Source organism: Cellulomonas sp. P24, from assembly GCF_024704385.1.
Lineage (GTDB): Bacteria > Actinomycetota > Actinomycetes > Actinomycetales > Cellulomonadaceae > JAJDFX01.
Map to the genome: position 1 here is coordinate 453,491 of NZ_JAJDFX010000002.1, position 18,022 is coordinate 471,512.

Sequence of the window (18,022 nt, forward strand, 5' to 3'; positions counted from 1 at the left end):
GAACCGTCCAGGCCTCAGGCGCGCGGCGTCAGCACTTCAGGAACGGAGCGCACCCACCGCACGGGAGACGTCCTCCGCGTCGTTCCAGACGTGGAACGAGAGCCTGACCCGGCCCGCCCGACCGGCGACCGTGCACCCGGCCGCGGCGAGTCGTCCGCGCGCGTCGCCGAACGGGTCGGGCAACGAGACGATCGCGCTGTCACCAGGTCCCAGACCCAGGGCAGAACGGAACATGTCGGCCAGGTCGACGTCCCAGCGCCGCACCGCAGTCATGTCCACCCCGGCGAACAGCTCCAGCGCGGTCGCGGCGCCGATCCACACCGGCCAGGCGGGCGAGACGTCGAAGCGTCGCGCATCCCCCGCAAGAGCCATCGTCGGCCCGTAGCACGACTCCCACACGTCACCGCCGGCGTACCAGCCCGCGTGGATCGGGCGGAGTCGATCGCGCAGGTGCTCCCCGACCGTGAGGAAGCCTGTCCCCCTCGGCGCGGTGAGCCACTTGTACGCCGCGCACGCCGTGGCGTCGAACATCGTCGCGTCGACCGGCGTCCAGCCCGCGGCCTGTGTGAGATCGCAGAAGGTCAGCGCACCCGCCGCCCGCGCTGCCGCGACGACCGCCTCGGCGTCGGCCGCCTCCCCCGTCGCCGACTGCACCAGCGAGAAGGCGACGAGGAAGGTGCGCGGTCCGATCTCCTCGGCCAGCCGGTCGAGCGCGACGTGCCGAACGACGATCCGGTCGGCATGAGCGAGGAACGGGAAGACCATCGAGGAGAAGTCACCCTCGACGCAGAGCACCTCGGCCCCGTCCGGGACCGCGACGGCGAGCAGCGACGCCATGACCGACACCTGGGTGCCGATGGCCACCGCGCCGACCGGGGCGTGGACGATCCGCGCATAGGCAGCCCGCGCACGCGCCACGGCGTCGTCGTAGGTCGCCGGTCCGGCCGTCCCGGCCGCCCACGCCGTGAGGTTCGCGGTCATGTCTGCCACGACCCGTCGTGCGCCACGGCCTCCGGACGCCGCGTCGAGGTACCCCGGGTGGCGATCGAACTCGGAACGAAGAGTCTCCAGGCTGGTCATGTCCCGAGCATGGCGTCGATCAATCCATGAGAACAAGGGCGTCTATCTCCGTGTCCCATGCAGTGCGCTTATGCTTGTGTCGTGACCAGACGCCGCCTCGACGCCGCCGGTCTCCGCCTCGTCCGGGCGATCGAGAGCGAAGGGTCGGTGACGGGAGCAGCGCGCCTCCTGGGCATCACCCAACCCGCAGCGAGTCAACAGCTCCGCGCGCTGGACAGGCTGCTCGGGACACCGATCGTGGTGCGTCACGGCCGGACGGTACGGCTCACGGATGCCGGCGCGGTCCTCGCCCGGCACGCCCGCGGCGTCGACCAGGCGCTCGATGCCGCGGTCGAGGAGGTGGCCGCGGTGGCGAGCCTGCGGGCCGGCCGGATCCGGCTCACCGCGTTCCCGTCCGCTGCCGCGACCGTGATGCCCCGAGCTCTCGCGGCGCTGCGCGCAGCACATCCCGGTCTCACGATCAGCTTCACCGAGGCCGAGCCCCCGCAGGCGCTCGCCCTCCTCGACGCCGGGCGCTGCGACGTCGCGGTGACCTTCCGTCCGGCCGACAGCATCGGTGACCCCGAGCGGGTCGCCGTCGGTCTGCTCGAGGACGAGCTCGTCGCCGTGGTCACACAGGACAGGCCCAACGTCCACGAGCCCATCGAGCTCAGCTCCCTCGCCGCAGAGACCTGGATCGCCGGGTGCCCGCAGTGCCGCACGACCCTGCTCGACTCCTGCCGCGACGCGGGGTTCGACCCGCAGATCGACTTCGCGACGGACGACTACGTGACCGTCCTCGCGCTCGTCGCAACGGGTCTGGGCATCGCGACCCTCCCCGGGCTCGCGCTCCTCGCCACGCACCCACCCGGGACCCGCGTCGTCCGGACCGTGCGCCCTGCGACGAGGCTCGTGGAAGCCGTCACGACCCCGGCGCTCGCCCGCGTGCCGGCCGTCCGCGCGGCTGTCGACGCGCTGGCCGTCGCCGCGCGGGAGATCACCTCCGGACCGCTGGTCCGGCCGCCGGCCCGACGTCAACCGACCGGCGGGCCCTGAGCCGACGCGTCAGAGACCGAAGCGGCGCGAGATCGTCCGCATCGTCTCCGCCGACCGCATCAGCCCGCCCAGCTCGCGCGCCGACAGCGGAACCTCCAGCCGCTCGCCGACCCCGTTGCGGCCCACGATCGCCGGCACCGACAGGCAGACGTCCGAGATCCCGTAGTAGTCCTCGAGCAACGACGAGACCGGCAGCACCCGCTTCTCGTCGTGCAGGACAGCCTCGATGATGCGCGACCCGGCCAGCGCGACCGCGTAGTTGGTCGCGCCCTTGCCGGCGATGATCCGGTACGCGGAGTCGATGACCTCGTGGGTGATCTCGTCACGCGCGGCCTCGTCCAGCACCGACGCCCCACCGGGCCCGCGCCAGTCGAGCAGCGGGACCCCGCCGATCGACGCCGAGCTCCACAGCGGGAGCTCGGAGTCCCCGTGCTCCCCGGCGATGTACGCGTGAACGTTCTGGACCGCGACGCCGCACCGCTGCGCCACGAGATACCTCAGGCGCGACGAGTCCAGCACTGTGCCCGAGCCGAACAGCTGGTGCGGCGGCAGGCCTGAGATCTTCAGCGCGGCGTACGTGACGATGTCCACCGGGTTCGTCACCATCACGAACACCGCATCCGGAGCCACCTCGACGAGCGACGGGAGGATCTTCCCGACGAGGGAGATCGTGGCCTCCGCCAGATCGATCCGGGACTGCCCCGGCTTCTGCTTGGCGCCCGCGGTCACGACCACGACGTCGGCACCCGCGCACACGGCGATGTCGTCCGACCCGATCACCTCGGCCATCGGCATGAACTGGATGCCGTGCCCGAGGTCCAGCGCCTCAGCCTCGACCTTGGCGGCGTTGATGTCGTACAACGCCACCGTCCGCGCCGCGCCCCTCATCAGCGCCGCGTATGCCATGGTCGATCCGACCGCACCGGCGCCGACCACAGCGAGCTTGGTCGTGCGGCGGTCGACGCGAGGATCGTGCGGCGGTGGGTTCAGGCCGAGCTCGTCGGAGTCGTTGGTCTCGCTCACGGGGGTGCCTCTCGGTCGGGAGCGCCGGCGGACGCCTCGATGGTGACAGGCCCGTACCGGGATCACCCGCTACGGGCCTGCATCGCGTTCAGGATAGTGCCGAGAGCCGACGTAGGGCCGCGAGCGCGACGGCGCGATCCGTCGTGCGCCAGAACGGTGGCAACGACCGGGCGAGGAAGTCGCCGTACCGTGCCGTCGCGAGGCGCGGGTCGAGAACGGCGACCACGCCGCGGTCCTCCGTGGTCCGGATCAGCCGACCGGCACCCTGGGCGAGGAGCAGCGCGGCGTGCGCCGCCGACACCGCCATGAACCCGTTACCACCGGCCGCGTTCGCGGCGTCTGCGCGTGCCGAGCGGACAGGGTCGTCCGGCCGCGGGAACGGGATCCGGTCGATCAGGACGAGTCGGCACGTCGGGCCGGGAACGTCGACCCCCTGCCAGAGCGAGAGGGTGCCGAACAGGCACGTCGGCTCGTCGTCCGCGAACGCCCGCACGAGCGTCGGGAGCTGGTCGTCCCCCTGCGCGAGGACGGGGACGTCGAGCCGCTCGCGCATCGCGTCCGCGACCGTCAGCGCCGCCCGCCGCGACGAGAACAGACCCAGCGTGCGTCCACCCGCCGCGGTGATGAGCTCCGCGATCTCGTCGAGCTGCGACTCCGTGGTCGCCTCGCGCCCCGGCGGGGGCAACGAGGTCGCGATGTAGAGGATCCCCTGCCGCGCGTAGTCGAACGGGCTGCCGACGTCGAGCCCGCGCCATCGGATCGCCGGCTCCTCGGCGGACGACGCGTTCGCCTGGCGCTCGAGCCCGACCGAACGCGCGACCACGTCGAACGACCCGCCCAGGGCAAGGGTCGCGGAGGTGAGCACCGTCGACCGGCCCGCGAGGAGCTGGCTGCGGATCAGCCCGTTGACGGCCAACGGCGCTGCGTGCAACCGGGGCATGCCGGCGTCCCGACGGTTGGACCCCTCGGCACGCGAGCACCAGAGAACGTCCGGGCCGGTGCCGTCGGCCGGTGCCCCGGCGATCCGTTCGGCGATCTCGAACACCGCCAGCATCGCCGCGGCAGCCATCCGGACCCCACCCGTGGAGTCGGCACCCTCGGTCCCCGCGCGGCCGGGCCCCGGCTCCGGCCGCAGCGCGCTGACCAGGGTGCGGGCGGCGTCGCGGACGGCCGAGACGGCATCACGGACCTCGTCGGGAAGGCCGTGGGCGAGTCGCCCCTCCGGTACGTGGATCAGGGCAGCGCCCAGGGCCGCGGCCGCGGAGTCGAGGTCCGTGGTCGCGAGACCACCCTGCCGACGCGCGAGTCGGCCGGCGTGCTCGAGGCTCGCGACCGAGAGCTCCACCGTGGCCTGCGCCGTCACCCGCTCCGTCAGCTCGTGCGCCTCGTCGACGACGAGCACCTCGTGCTCCGGCAGGACGTGGGGAGAGCCCGACGCCGCGATCCCGAGCATCGCGTGGTTCGTGACGACGACGTCCGCCTCCTTCGCCTGCGTGCGAGCACGCTGCGGGAAGCACTCGTCGAGCATCGGGCACCGCGTACCGAGGCACTCGAGAGCCGTCACCGAGACCTGGCGCCAGGCGCGGTCGGTCACACCGGGGACGAGGTCGTCACGGTCCCCGGTGGCCGTCTCCTCGGCCCACTCCCGCAGTCGCACGACCTGTGCGCCCAGATCGGCGGCCGGACCCGCCGCCGATCTCGCATCGGCCGCCGGGTGGTCCGCAGCGCCCGCGTGCTCCGACGCGTTCGCGAGGTCGAACAGCGTGCCCGGCTCGTCCGGCGGGTACCCGCCGGCGACCTTCTGGAGGCAGAGGTAGTTGTGCCAGCCCTTGAGCAGGGCGATGACCGGGGGCCGAGGCAGCCGCGGCGCGACCGCGGCCGCGACCAGCGGGAGGTCGCGGGTGATCACCTGCCGCTGGAGCGCGAGGGTCGCGGTCGACACCACGACGCGCTCCGAGGCGAGCACCGCGTGACGCACCGCGGGGACCAGGTAGCCGAGCGACTTCCCGGTTCCGGTACCGGCCTGCACGAGGAGGTGCTCACCGGCGTCGATGGACGCCGTGACCGCGCGCGCCATCTCGTGTTGGCCGTCCCGACGCTGACCGCCGAGCGCGACCACCGCCAGGTCGAGCAGCGCATCGATGCTGTCCTGCGCCGCCGACCCCGTCTCCTCGGCCCGCTCCGCATCCGTCACCGGTCGCGCGATCCGTCGGGCGCCGCCGACCGGTGGGTCCGGAACCAGCTCGCGGCGAAGTCCACCAGCGGGCGGACAGGGACCAGTCGCGCGAACGCCGCGCCGACCACCCCGGCGCGAAGCTCGCGACTCTGTCGCGCGAACGCTGATCCGACGGCCGGGAAGTCTGCGTCGTCGACGACGGGTTCGTCGAAGGTGACCCACTCACGTCTGCCCTCCGACGTCATCGGGGCCCCGTTGGCCACGACAGCCCGCCCGGGCAGGTGCGCGCGGTCCTCGGCAAGGTGAAGGGCGGTGCACTTGTCGAAGCCGACCCCGAGAAGCAGCACGTCGGCATCAGCCTCGTACAGCGCGGCGAGCGGGGAGCGCTCGCCCACGGGCGAGTCGAGGTCGTGCCGCGCGAGCAACCGATCGGCGTCCGGCCCGAGGGCTGCGAAGGACCGGTGCGGGTGCGCGCTGCGCTGCGCCCCGGGCCAGGTCCGGAACAGCTCCGCCACGCGACCCATCGTCCGGGTCGGCGTCCTGCGCGGGTCGTACGCCGGAAGGTGGGCGCGTATCGCGTCCTCGTGGTCGACGGACGCGGTACCGGCGAGGTACGCGGGATCGCACAGCTGCCACGACTGCGCGGGCATGACCACGGTCCCCCCGTCGACGACCGACAGCAGCGCCTGGATCACCACCTGCTCGCCGCCGACCACGTGCCCGAGCGAGGACAACGAGGTGTGCACCAGCACCGTCGACCCGGGCCGAAGACCGAGCGACGTGAGGTCACGGACGAGCGAGCTCTCCGTGACGAGCTCGGGCACGGCGGGGGACGGCGAGGCAGGCACCGCGTCAGCCTAGTGCGGCCGCGGCCCTCAGCTCCGAGGCCAGCCCCTCGCCCACGCGGGCGCGGAGCGCGGTCCCCTCGGGGGTGTGCTCCTCGGCCTCGATGTCGCCCTCGCCGTGCACCCGGCTGATCAGGTCACCCCGGTGGTACGGGATCACGACCTCGACCTGCACCCCCGGGCGAGGAAGCTGGTCGGCGATCAGCGCCTGGAGCTCGTCGATGCCCTCGCCGGTGTGCGCCGAGACCACGATCGAGTGGATCTCACGCGACCGGAGCCGCGCGACGACCTCGGGATCGGCCACGTCGACCTTGTTCAGCACGATCACCTCCGGGACGTCCATGGCACCGGGGATGTCGGCGAGGACGTGCCGGACGGCGGAGATCTGACCCTCCGGGTTCGGGTGCGACGCGTCGACCACGTGGAGCAGCAGGTCCGCGTCGGCGACCTCCTCGAGGGTCGACCGGAACGCCTCGACCAGCTGGTGCGGGAGCGACCGGACGAACCCGACCGTGTCCGCGAGGGTGTAGACCCGGCCGTCCTCGGTCTGCGCCCGCCGTACCGTCGGGTCGAGAGTCGCGAACAGGGCGTTCTCCACGAGCACGCCGGCACCCGTGAGGCGATTCAGGAGCGAGGACTTCCCCGCGTTCGTGTAGCCGGCGATCGCGACCGAGGGGATCGCGTGCCGCTTCCGCGAGGACCGCTTGGTGGCCCGCGAGGGCTCCATCGCGGCGATCTCACGCCGCAGCTTCGCCATCCGGTTCCGGATCTTCCGGCGATCGAGCTCCATCTTCGTCTCACCAGGGCCGCGAGAGCCCATGCCGGCCGCGGCCCCACCGACCTGACCACCAGCCTGCCGGGACATCGACTCGCCCCAGCCGCGCAGACGGGGAAGCAGGTACTCGAGCTGAGCGAGCTCGACCTGAACCTTGCCCTCCCGGGACTTCGCGTGCTGCGCGAAGATGTCCAGGATCAGCGCCGTGCGGTCCACGACCTTCACCTTGACGATGTCCTCGAGCGCACGACGCTGGGACGGTGCCAGCTCGCCATCGACCACGACGGTGTCGGCACCGGACGACGCGACGACCGCCGCGAGCTCGACGGCCTTCCCCGACCCGAGGTAGGTGCCCGGATCGGGCTTCTGGCGGCGCTGGAGCATCCCGTCGAGGACGACCGATCCCGCCGTCTCCGCGAGGGCGGCGAGCTCGGCGAGCGAGTTCTCCGCGTCGGTGACCGTCCCGGATCCCCAGAGCCCGACGAGGACGACCCGCTCGAGCCGCAGCTGCCGGTACTCGACCTCGGTCACGTCCTGGAGCTCGGTCGACAGGTTCGCGACGCGCCGGAGCGAGGTCCGCTCCTCGAGGTCGATCTGATCGCCGTCGTAGGCCGAGTGGATCGTCACCCCGTCGTGCAGCGTCCGGCCGGCCCGTGCCAGCACCCGCGCGACGACGTCGTCCGCCACGTCCTGGGTGCTGCGCGGCGCGCCTGCCTCGACGACGCTCGCGACGCTCTCGCCTGCGGTGCCACGGGTCCCGCCGTCGGCGCTGCCCTGGTCGTCGTACTGCGGATCGGTCACGTGCTCCCTCTCGTTCGGTGGTACCAGCCTGACACGTGCCGTCGACGCTCGGCCACGCAATTCGCTACCGGCGCACGCGAGCCGGTCGAAGCCACGACCACACAGGTGCAGCGGCCGCGTCCGGGCGGGTGCCGTCGGGCGGATAGGGTCGCGGACGTGAGCGACGACCACTACTTCACCGCGCGCCCGGCGTCAGCCGAGGACCGACGCCTGCTTCGCGTGACGCTCGCCGGGCGCGACGTCGAGGTCGAGACCGCCGGCGGGATCTTCTCCCCCGGGCGCGTCGACCTCGGCACCCAGGTCCTCCTGCGAACCGTGCCAGCAGCGCCCAGCACCGGCGACCTGCTGGACCTCGGGTGCGGGTGGGGCCCCGTCGCGCTGACGCTCGCCCTCGACGCACCGCAGGCCCACGTCTGGGCGGTGGACGTCAACGAGAGGGCGCTCGACCTCGTCGCGCGCAACGCCCGCCGGCTCGGCCTGGACAACGTCACGGCCTGCACCCCCGACGCGGTCCCGGCCACCACGCGCTTCGCCGCGATCTGGTCGAACCCGCCGATCCGCGTCGGCAAGGAGGCGCTGCACGCGATGATGCGGCGGTGGCTGCCGCTCCTCGCCGCGGACGCGAGCGCGCACCTGGTCGTGCAGCGCAACCTGGGCGCGGACACGCTGCACCGCTGGCTCGAGGAGCACCTCCCCGAGATCCTCGACGGTCGCGACGCGACGGTCGAGCGGGTCGCGAGCGCCAAGGGCTTCCGGGTCCTCGAGGTCCGCGCCGACTGACCTCAGGCCGTCACGAGAGCGCGCGCCGCGGCGACGGTCGGCACACCCGTCAACCGGTGCCGCACCGCTCCCGTCCCGTCGAGCACGAGCACCGTGGGGGTCTGCACGATCTCGAGCGTCTCGGCGAGGTCCTGGTCCCTCACGACGTCCAGCTCGAGGTGCACCACCCCGTCGGACGTCGCGGCGACACGCTCGAGCACCTGCCGCGTCATCCGGCACGGCCCGCAGAAGGCGCTCGAGAACTGCACGAACGTCAGGCGCTCTCCGAGAGGTGCCCCGAGCTCGCTCGCGCTCAACCGCTCTGTGCTCAACCGCTCGGTGCTCATCCGCCCTGTGCTCGACAACCCTGTGCTCGACAACCCCGTGCTCGACAACCCCGTGCTCACGACGCCGTCAGCGCCGCGAGATCCACCTGTGCCGTCGCGACCAGCTCGGCCGGTCCGGCGAGCTCCACCGTGCCGGAGTCCAGCATGCTGACACGGACCGTACCGCCCGGCACGTCCACGAGCCAGACGTCGGGAGCGTCCGGGCCGGCCCAGCTGCGCACCGCGAGGGCTGCGGCGCACGCCCCGGTCCCGCACGACCGTGTCTCGCCGACGCCACGCTCGTGCACCCGCATCCGCACGCGACCGAGCGTCCCCCCGTGCCCGTCCGGCGACTCGCCGAGCGGGACCACGAGCTCGACGTTCGTCCCGTTCGGAGGCGTCGGGCTCACCGTCGGCGCATGCGTCAGGTCCACGGTCGCCAGCTCCGCGAGCCCCGAGAGCGCCAGGACGGTGTGCGGGTTGCCGACCTCCACGCGCAGTGCCGGGCGGTCCACGTCGAGTCCCGCGACCCGGACCTCGGCGTCGAACCCCTGGTCGACCGCCGCGTCGCCGCCCGGGAGCGTCCACCGGCCCATCCCGACCGCGTACCAGCCGTTCGGCTCGCGGCGGACCCGTCGGACACCCGCGCGGGTGCCGACAGCGACGACGTCGGCCGCGGCGTCTGCGAGGCCGAGCCGTTCCAGGAACTTCACGAAGACCCGGACCCCGTTGCCGCACATCTCCGCCACGGACCCGTCCGCGTTGCGATAGTCCATGAACCAGGTCGCCGACGCATCCTCGGCGAGCACGCGCGCGCCCTCGGGTACCGACGCGCTCGGCACGAGGCGGATCACGCCGTCTCCCCCGACGCCCGCACGCCGGTCGGTCAGCGCGCGCACCAGAGCGGGTGTCAGATCCAGCTCGTCCTGCCGATCGTCGATCAGCACGAAGTCGTTCTGGGTGCCGTGCCCCTTGGTCACCTCGAGCAGCGCGGGCGCGGTCATGCGCCGGTCCCCGTCATGAGCCCAGCGTACGACGGCGCAGGCCAGGGTCGGTGAGCGTGCCGGCGTCGGCCGCCTCGACCAGCTCGACGGCTCGCTCGACGAGGTCGGGGGTCCGGGCGTCCAGCCAGTGGACGCGCGGATCCCGACCGAACCAGCCCATCTGCTTGCGGGCCAGCCGACGGGTGTGCGCGCTGACGCTCTCCCGGGCAGCCGCCAGGTCCCCGTCGCCCGCGAGCGCCGCGATCACCTCCGCGTAGCCGACGGCGCGCGAGGCCGTCCGTCCCATCCCGCGCCGCACCAGCCCACGGACCTCGTCCACCAGCCCGGTGCTCCACATACGCGCGACACGGTCCTCCACCCGTCGGTCGAGCACCTCACGGTCGCAGTCCAGCCCGATCTGCACGGCGGGAACCGCGTAGCGGTGCTCGGGCAGGGTGGCGGAGTACGCCCGCCCGGTCAGCTCGATCACCTCGAGCGCGCGGACGATCCGTCGCGCGTTGGCCCTCCCGATCGACGCCGCAGCGACCGGGTCGAGGCGCTCGAGCTCGGCGTGCACCAGTCCGACGCCCTGCTCCTCGACCCGTGCCTCCCATCGTGCACGCACCTGCGGATCGGTACCGGGGAACGTGATCTCGTCGAGCAGCGCACGGACGTAGAGCCCCGATCCCCCGACGACGACCGGCCGGGCGCCCCGGGACACGATCTCCGCAAGATCCGCCCGGGCGTGCTCCTGGTAGTGCGCGACCGAAGCCTCCTGGTCGACCTCGAGCACGTCGAGCTGGTGGTGGACGATGCCTCGACGTTCGTCGACCCGCAGCTTCGCGGTGCCGACGTCCATCCCGCGGTACAGCTGCATGGCGTCGGCGTTGACCACCTCGCCACCGAACCGCTCGGCCAGCGCGAGGCCGAGGTCGGACTTGCCCGTCGCCGTCGGCCCCACGACGGCCACGACCGCGGCGGTCATGACCGCGCCTCGGTGCACCGCCACGACGCGGCCACGTGAACCACCCCGAAGGAGCGGATCCTCGCCACGTCGTCGACCTCGACCTCGTCCACCTGGCGGCAGGCGCCGACGAGCACCTGCCACGGCGCCCACCCGCTCATGCCGAGGTCACCGGCCGCGTCGGGGTCCAGGTCTTCCAGACGACGGCGGGCCTCACGTCCGCCGTCCACGAGAAGCTCGGCCACGTCCCGGTCGGCGCCCGGTGCACGGTCATCCGCGGCCAACGGCGCCTCGGGACCGTTCCGCGCGCTCAGGCTGCCAGCGACCACGAGGCCGAGGTTCTCGTCCGTGTCGGCCCGTGCCAGTGCGCGGCCCTGCGCCCGGAGCTCCTCGACCCGCGAGGCGGCCGTGCGCGCACCCGGTCGCGGCTCGCGCACCTCGAGTACCTCGAGAACGCCTGGCCAGCTGTCCGGGCTCAGGTGCTCGGTCATCGTGAGGACGGCCGACGCCACGGCCGAGACGGTCACGACGTCCACCCCGGTCTCCGTGCCGCGCGAGTCGGGTGCACCCGACGTGCCCGCGACCGGCCCGGCGCCCAGACCACGTACGGCATTCGACGCCGTCGCCGAACGCGCCGGGAGCGGCCAACGGACCTGGTCGTCGGCGATCCCGACCTCACCGAGCCCGGCTCGCCACCCGGTAGCGAGGTGACGGTCCACGCGACCCGGCGCGACCACGACGACGCGGTCGACCCCCGAACGGAACATCGTGCCGATCGCGGCAGCGGCCGCGTCGCGCACCGCCGCGAGCCCGCCCTCGTCGCGTCCACCCGCACCCGGGACGAGCAGGACGGTGCCCGGAACGAGGGCCACGGCGATGAGCATGCACCGACGGTACCGAGTGACTGGTGCACTCCCTGCCATCCGATCTGCTGCTGTCGGTGTCGGGGGCTCGCGGTAGTCTGCCTCATGGGCATCTTCCGGGACGGTCCACTCGGCCGACGGCGGAGGGCAGCACGGCCTGAGGACGCACCGGAGCCCTCCGACCCGCAGTCGATCGCCTCTGCGACACGGCTGGCGCCCGTGCAGCGCACGCCCGTCGCGCACGACGTCCCGTACCCGCTGACGAGCAGCCGGATCGTGCACTGGTTCGAGGCCAACGACTTCAGCTACTTCGTCGACAACGACGGCGACCTCGGCGGCATCTGGCGGGGTCGGCTGTTCTACTTCTTCCTCTTCGGCGACGACTCGGAGATCCTGCAGACCCGGGGTCAGTGGAACCGCGAGGTGTCGATCGAGCGCCTCGAGGAGATCCTCGACCACTGCAACGAGTGGAACGCCGAACGCATCTGGCCCAAGGCATACGCGCGCGTGCGCGACAACGGCATGGTCCACGTCGTGACCGAGGTCGCGACCGACCTCGAGCCCGGGGTGACGGAGGACCAGCTCAGCCAGCTGCTCTTCTGCGGGCTGAGCACCGGGTCGATGTTCTTCGACTCCCTCGACGAGCTCTACCCCGACCCGGTGGGGAGCGCACCGTGAACGCGAACGAGCGGACCGGCTGGCTCGCCCGACTGTTCGGCGAGCCGCACACGAGCTCGGCGCCCGTGGTCGAGAAGATCGAACGCCCGACGCCCCTCACCCGTGACCGGGTCGCCGCCTACCTCCGCAGCCGTGGCTACCGGTTCGTCATCGATGCCGAGGGCGACCTGACGGGTACCTGGGACGACAACAGGTTCTGGTTCCTGCTGCTCGGTGACGACGACGAGATCCTCCAGGTGCGGGGACGTTGGCGGCGCCAGCTGCCCGTCGAGCATCGCCGAGCACTCGCGCTCGCGCTCAACGACTGGAACCGGGAGCGCATCTGGCCGAAGGTCTACGTGCGCGAGGAGGAGGGCGCACTGTCGCTGTACAGCGAGGTGTCGGTCGACCTGGAACGAGGCGCGACGGACGCTCAGATCGGGCAGGCCATCGCGTGCGGGCTCGGCACCGGCGTCAAGATGTTCGACGCACTGCTCGGGCTCCTGCCCCCGGGACCCTCGACGACAGCCCCGACTGACCGACGGTCAGCTTCGCCGGCCGGGCATGCCCAAGGTGATCGTGCCGCCGACGGCCCCGTGCTCGTGGACGTCCCCGCCAAGCCGAGCCTGCTCGCGCGCCTCCCAGGCATCACCCGCACGTGTGCGCCGGACGGTGTACAGCCCACCCTGCACCGGGGAGTCCGCCACCAGGTAGTGCGGCGCACCGTGCGTGACCTCGACCGTCACGAGGTCGCCGGGTCGCGGCGCACCGAGGTCGGAGCGGCCCGTACGGTCGGGACCGGCTGTGCCCTCGGTGAGGGCACCGGGACGGACATCGGCCGGTAGAGCGACGTGCACCAGGCGGTTGTCCGCGGCACGCCCCGAGACGCGCTGCGACGCCCCGTCCTTGCGGCCCTCACCCTCGGCGATCAGCACCTCGACGGTCCGGCCGACCTGCGCGGCGTTCTCCTCGAGGGCGATCCGGTCCTGCAGGGCGACCAGCCGCTCGTAGCGCTCCTGGACGACCGCCTTCGACACCTGATCCGGGAGGTCGGCAGCGGGGGTCCCCGGCCGCGGTGAGTACTGGAACGTGAAGGCCGAGGAGAAGCGCGCCTGCTCGACGACCCGCAGCGTCGCGGCGAAGTCCTCCTCGGTCTCTCCGGGGAAGCCGACGATGATGTCGGTCGTGATGGCGGCCTCGGGCATCGCGGCGCGGACCCGGTCCAGGATGCCCAGGAACTTGTCGGAGCGATACGAGCGCCGCATCGCCCGGAGCACCCGGTCCGAGCCCGACTGGAGCGGCATGTGCAGCTGGGGCATGACCGTCGGGGTCTCCGCCATCGCCGCGATGACGTCGTCGGTGAACGCAGCCGGGTGCGGCGACGTGAACCGCACCCGCTCGATCCCGTCGACCGCTCCGGTGGCGCGCAAGAGCTTGGCGAAGGCCGCGCGGTCCCCGAACTCGACCCCGTAGGAGTTGACGTTCTGCCCGAGCAACGTGACCTCGATCGCACCCTGCTCGGCGAGCGCCGCGACCTCGGCGAGGATGGCGCCAGGCCGCCGGTCGCGTTCCTTGCCCCGCAGGCTGGGGACGATGCAGAACGTGCAGGTGTTGTTGCACCCGACGCTGATGGAGACCCAGCCCGCGTACACGGACTCGCGTCGGGTGGGGAGCGTGGAGGGGAACACCTGGAGCGACTCGGCGATCTCCACCTCGGCGCGCGCATTGTGCCGTGCGCGTTCGAGGAGCACCGGAAGGGCATCGAGGTTGTGCGTACCGAAGACCACGTCGACCCACGGGGCGCGGTCGACGATCCCGGCCCGGTCCTTCTGCGCGAGGCAGCCGCCGACGGCGATCTGGGTGCCGGGGCGCGCGCGCTTGAGGCTCGCGAGCTGCCCGAGGTTCCCGTACAGCCGGTCCGACGCGTTCTCCCGCACCGCGCACGTGTTGATGACGATGACGTCGGCGACGCCCTCGGTCGCCTCCGCACCTGTCGCCGGGACGTAGCCGGCGGCGTCCAGGAGCCCGGCCATGTGCTCGGAGTCGTGGACGTTCATCTGGCACCCGAGCGTGCGCACCAGATACGTGCGTGGGCCCGCGGCGGTCGCAGCGCCCGTCTCGGGGGCGGCGGTCAGCGGGATCGGTGTGCGGGGGGTGGCGGTCGTCGACATCACCTCAAGGGTACGGTGACCCGCGCCACGGCTCGCACACGACGATCGTGACAGGGACCGGTCGGCGAGGAGCCCGACCCGCGCGGTCAGCCTGCCGTCGCCGAGGCACGGATCTCCCGGACGACGGTCACCTTGATCTCGCCGGGGTAGGTGAGATCGGCCTCGATGTGCCGGGCGATCGCCACCGCGAGACCGGGAAGGTCGACGTCCCCGACCTCGCTGGGCTCGACGACGACCCTGACCTCGCGGCCCGCCGACATCGCGAGCGCACGTCGAACACCCGGGTGCGCCACGACCAGCTGCTCGAGACGGTCCACCCGCTCGATGTACTGGTCGAGCTCCTCACGACGCGCACCGGGCCGTGCGGCCGACGCCGCGTCTGCGGCCTGGACGAGAATGGCCTCGACGGTCTCGGGGGGCACCTCGTCATGGTGGGCGGCGATCGCGTTGACCACCGACGCGCTCTCGCCGGCCCGACGAGCCAGCTCGGCACCGATCAGTGCGTGCGTGCCCTCGATCTCCGCGGGACGCGCCTTGCCGATGTCGTGCAGGAACGCTGCGCGACGCGCCAGACCGACGTCCGCGCCGATCTCCGCCGCGACCACTGCGGCGATCTGTGCGCACTCGACGAGGTGGTTGAGCACGTTCTGCCCGTACGAGGTCCGTAGCCGCAGCCGTCCCAGCGTCGTGATGAGGTCCGGGTGCAGATCACCGACGCCGGCGCGTTCGGCGGCGACGTGACCGGCAGCCACGGTGCGGTCCTCCGCGCCGGCGAGCGCGTCGGCGTACGCGGCTTCGATGCGCTGCGGGTTGATGCGCCCGTCGGCGATCAGGGCCTCGAGCGCCACCTGGGCGACCTCGCGCCGCTCAGGGTCGAAGCTGGAGAGCGTGACCGAGTCCAGGGACTCGTCCACCAGGACGTTGACGCCGGTCAGCGCCTCGAACGCCCGGATGTTGCGCCCCTCCTTGCCGATGATGCGCCCCTTCATCTCCTCGGAGGGCAGAGAGAGCACCGACACGACCGACTGGGCACTCGTCGGTCCTGCTACACGCTGGACCGCCGTGCTGAGGATCCGCCGCGCGCGCGCCTCGGCGGTGCGGCGCGCCTTGACCTCGGTGCGACGGACGAGCGAGGCACCGTCGTTGGCGACCTGGTCCTTGAGCCGGCTCATGAGCGTCGCGCGCGCCTCGTCGGCGCTCAGCCCGCTGATCGACTCCAGGGTCTCGAGGGTGGAGCGCTCGGCTGCGGTGATCCGCTCCGCGAGGTTCACCTCGGCGGCATGCAGAGCCTCGGCGCGCACCTCGAGCGCATGAGCCCGGTCGACCGCCTCGGTCTCCGCGGCCCGAACCGCACGCTCGCGCACGACGACCTCGTCCACGCGACGCCGCGCGTCTGCGAGCAACGAGCGTGCCTCGTCCTTGATCTCGGCGACATCGGACTCAGCACGCGCACGCTGCTCGGCGGCCTCTCGCCGAGCGATGCTCACCAGGATGAGCGCCACCAGGCAGACCAGGAGCAACGCCACGACGACGCCGTACTCACTCGGGACCACGGCGACCTCCGACATCGGGGAACGGACTGCCCGCCATTCTTCCGGAAAGTCGGGCGACTGGTGACCTCACGTGCGTGGGCGCGCGGTGGCGACCTGCGTCGACACCGCCGGGGCAGGGGTCAGACGTCCTCGGCGGGATCGTCGCCCCGGCCGAAGGTCACGAGCGGGTCGTCCGGGTCGGTGTCCCCCTCGCTCGCGAGGTGCTCACGCACGAGCTCCATCACCATCCCGGACGGGTAGCCCTTGCGGCCGAGTGTCGCAAGGGTTCGTCGCATGCGGACCTGCGGGTCGAGACCGCGCGTGGCCGCCAGCTTGCGCGCCACCAGTCTCCGTGCGGTGGCATGCTCCGACTCCGAGTCGAGCTCGGCGAGCGCCGCCTCGGCGTGCTCTGCCGAGATCCCCTTCCGACGAAGCTCCTCGCCGAGCGCCCTCCGCGCGAGCCCGCGGTCACCGTGGCGGGACCTGACGAGCATGCGAGCGAACTCGGCATCGTCGACGAGCCCGACCTCGGTGAACCGGTCCAGGACGGCCGAGGCGACCTCCTCGGGCACCTCTCGCCGGGCCATGGCCTCGGCGAGCTGGGCCCTGCTCCGGGGTGCGCTCGTCAGGAGCCGAAGGGCGATCGCGCGTGCGACAGACTCCGGTTCCGGCTCGCGATCCTGCGCGGCCGACCCTGCCGACGGGGGTTCCGATGCCCGGCCGCTCACCTCAGCACCTCACGACTCGCTCGCGATCCGACCGGCCGCACGCGGACCTCACGACGCCGCGCGCGGCCGTCCGGCTCAGAAGTCGACCCCCGGCCCCGGCCCCGCCGGCGCGTCGAGCGTGGCACCGACGCCGAGCTTCTCCTTGATCTTCTTCTCGATCTCGTTCGCCAGGTCCGGGTTGTCCCGCAAGAACCCACGAGCGTTCTCCTTGCCCTGACCGAGCTGGTCGCCCTCGTACGTGTACCAGGCGCCTGACTTGCGGATGAACCCGTGCTCCACGCCCATGTCGATGAGCCCACCCTCGCGCGAGATCCCGACCCCGTAGAGGATGTCGAACTCGGCCTGCTTGAACGGCGGCGCCATCTTGTTCTTCACGACCTTGACGCGCGTCCGGTTCCCGACCGCCTCGGTGCCCTCCTTGAGGGTCTCGATCCGCCGGATGTCGAGGCGGATCGACGCGTAGAACTTCAGCGCCTTGCCCCCGGTCGTCGTCTCGGGGCTGCCGAAGAAGACCCCGATCTTCTCGCGGAGCTGGTTGATGAAGATCGCCGTGGTCCCCGACGAGTTCAGCGCACCGGTGATCTTGCGCAGCGCCTGCGACATCAGCCGCGCCTGCAGCCCGACGTGGCTGTCGCCCATCTCTCCCTCGATCTCGGCCTTCGGCACGAGAGCGGCGACCGAGTCGACCACCACGATGTCGATCGCGCCGGACCGGATCAGCATGTCCATGATCTCCAGCGCCTGCTCACCGGTGTCCGGCTGGGAGACGAGCAGGGCATCGGTGTCGACGCCGAGCTTCTTCGCGTACTCCGGGTCGAGCGCGTGCTCGGCGTCGATGAAGGCCGCGATGCCACCCGCGCGCTGCGCGCTGGCCACGGCGTGCAGGGCGAGCGTCGTCTTCCCGGACGACTCCGGCCCGTAGATCTCGACGACACGTCCGCGCGGGAGCCCGCCGATGCCGAGCGCCACGTCCAGCGCGATCGATCCGGTGGGGATGACCTCGACGGGGGCCCGGCCCTCGTCACCGAGGCGCATGATCGATCCCTTGCCGAACTGACGGTCGATCTGTCCGAGCGCGGCCTCGAGTGCCTTCGCGCGGTCCTGGGGAGCTGCCATGTCGTACCTCGTCTTCTCGAGCAGCCGGGGGCTGCGCCTGCTGGGGCTGGCCTGTTCTCGCGGTGACGCTATGTCCGACCACCGACACCCGCCGCGCGTCCGCTCCCACCTGTGGAGCCCGAACGCCCTGCGGTCACCTTGTGGACAACAGTAGACGAACACCTGTTCGAAGACACCCGACACGCCGG

Annotated in this window: 16 protein-coding genes and 1 pseudogene; 4 read left to right on the plus strand and 13 right to left on the minus strand. The window is 72.3% G+C overall.

Annotated features, from left to right (window positions below):
• Positions 1-36: 36 nt before the first annotated feature.
• Complete coding sequence (locus LJB74_RS02230) at positions 37-1,080, minus strand: aminotransferase class V-fold PLP-dependent enzyme (protein ID WP_259307000.1); 1,044 nt, start codon at positions 1,078-1,080, stop codon at positions 37-39.
• 81 nt (positions 1,081-1,161) lie between these two features.
• Here LJB74_RS02230 and LJB74_RS02235 point away from each other — a divergent pair, with 81 nt between their 5' ends.
• Positions 1,162-2,115: a LysR family transcriptional regulator gene (locus tag LJB74_RS02235; RefSeq protein WP_259307001.1), complete on the plus strand. Its 954-nt coding sequence runs from the start codon at positions 1,162-1,164 to the stop codon at positions 2,113-2,115.
• Between the two features lie 9 nt (positions 2,116-2,124).
• Here the strand turns inward: LJB74_RS02235 and LJB74_RS02240 are convergent, their stop codons facing one another.
• From LJB74_RS02240 to hflX, 4 genes are all read right to left on the minus strand, one after another.
• A complete protein-coding gene (locus LJB74_RS02240; protein ID WP_396125106.1) occupies positions 2,125-3,138 on the minus strand; it encodes an L-lactate dehydrogenase in 1,014 nt (337 codons plus the stop codon).
• 88 nt (positions 3,139-3,226) lie between these two features.
• Entirely contained in the window at positions 3,227-5,332 is a 2,106-nt protein-coding gene (locus tag LJB74_RS02245; protein ID WP_259307002.1) for an ATP-dependent DNA helicase, read from the minus strand.
• Positions 5,329-6,162, minus strand: coding sequence for an aminoglycoside N(3)-acetyltransferase (locus tag LJB74_RS02250; RefSeq protein WP_259307003.1), 834 nt, complete (start codon positions 6,160-6,162; stop codon positions 5,329-5,331). Before LJB74_RS02250 ends, LJB74_RS02245 begins: the two co-directional genes overlap by 4 nt.
• A gap of 4 nt (positions 6,163-6,166) precedes the next feature.
• Positions 6,167-7,621, minus strand: coding sequence for a GTPase HflX (gene hflX / locus LJB74_RS02255; RefSeq protein WP_259310255.1), 1,455 nt, complete (start codon positions 7,619-7,621; stop codon positions 6,167-6,169).
• 270 nt (positions 7,622-7,891) lie between these two features.
• Here hflX and LJB74_RS02260 point away from each other — a divergent pair, with 270 nt between their 5' ends.
• Complete coding sequence (locus LJB74_RS02260) at positions 7,892-8,515, plus strand: class I SAM-dependent methyltransferase (protein ID WP_259307004.1); 624 nt, start codon at positions 7,892-7,894, stop codon at positions 8,513-8,515.
• A gap of 2 nt (positions 8,516-8,517) precedes the next feature.
• Here the strand turns inward: LJB74_RS02260 and LJB74_RS02265 are convergent, their stop codons facing one another.
• From LJB74_RS02265 to LJB74_RS02280, 4 genes are read right to left on the minus strand one after another with little or no spacing between them, the layout of a single operon-like run.
• The gene (locus tag LJB74_RS02265) at positions 8,518-8,841 is read right to left on the minus strand and encodes a thioredoxin family protein (protein ID WP_259307005.1); all 324 of its coding nucleotides are present in this window, start codon (positions 8,839-8,841) and stop codon (positions 8,518-8,520) included.
• A 56-nt stretch (positions 8,842-8,897) separates the two neighbouring features.
• The gene (gene dapF / locus LJB74_RS02270; protein ID WP_259307006.1) at positions 8,898-9,824 is read right to left on the minus strand and encodes a diaminopimelate epimerase; all 927 of its coding nucleotides are present in this window, start codon (positions 9,822-9,824) and stop codon (positions 8,898-8,900) included.
• A 13-nt stretch (positions 9,825-9,837) separates the two neighbouring features.
• On the minus strand, positions 9,838-10,788 hold the full coding sequence (gene miaA / locus LJB74_RS02275) for a tRNA (adenosine(37)-N6)-dimethylallyltransferase MiaA (RefSeq protein ID WP_259307007.1): 951 nt from the start codon (positions 10,786-10,788) through the stop codon (positions 9,838-9,840).
• Positions 10,785-11,651, minus strand: a complete 867-nt coding sequence (locus LJB74_RS02280) for a hypothetical protein (RefSeq protein WP_259307008.1) — start codon at positions 11,649-11,651, stop codon at positions 10,785-10,787. Before LJB74_RS02280 ends, miaA begins: the two co-directional genes overlap by 4 nt.
• 198 nt (positions 11,652-11,849) lie before the next feature.
• Between LJB74_RS02280 and LJB74_RS02285 the strand changes: the two genes are divergently transcribed.
• On the plus strand, positions 11,850-12,308 hold the full coding sequence (locus LJB74_RS02285; RefSeq protein WP_259307009.1) for a YbjN domain-containing protein: 459 nt from the start codon (positions 11,850-11,852) through the stop codon (positions 12,306-12,308).
• Between the two features lie 65 nt (positions 12,309-12,373).
• Positions 12,374-12,769 (plus strand): annotated as a pseudogene (locus LJB74_RS02290) (YbjN domain-containing protein); the annotation flags it as partial.
• Positions 12,770-12,832: 63 nt separating this feature from the next.
• Here LJB74_RS02290 and miaB read toward each other — a convergent pair.
• From miaB to recA, 4 genes are all read right to left on the minus strand, one after another.
• A complete protein-coding gene (miaB, locus tag LJB74_RS02295; protein ID WP_259307010.1) occupies positions 12,833-14,458 on the minus strand; it encodes a tRNA (N6-isopentenyl adenosine(37)-C2)-methylthiotransferase MiaB in 1,626 nt (541 codons plus the stop codon).
• An 86-nt stretch (positions 14,459-14,544) separates the two neighbouring features.
• Entirely contained in the window at positions 14,545-16,011 is a 1,467-nt protein-coding gene (rny, locus tag LJB74_RS02300; protein ID WP_259307011.1) for a ribonuclease Y, read from the minus strand.
• A 119-nt stretch (positions 16,012-16,130) separates the two neighbouring features.
• Positions 16,131-16,718: a regulatory protein RecX gene (locus tag LJB74_RS02305; RefSeq protein ID WP_259307012.1), complete on the minus strand. Its 588-nt coding sequence runs from the start codon at positions 16,716-16,718 to the stop codon at positions 16,131-16,133.
• 75 nt (positions 16,719-16,793) lie between these two features.
• Entirely contained in the window at positions 16,794-17,834 is a 1,041-nt protein-coding gene (recA, locus tag LJB74_RS02310; protein WP_259307013.1) for a recombinase RecA, read from the minus strand.
• Positions 17,835-18,022 lie beyond the last annotated feature (188 nt).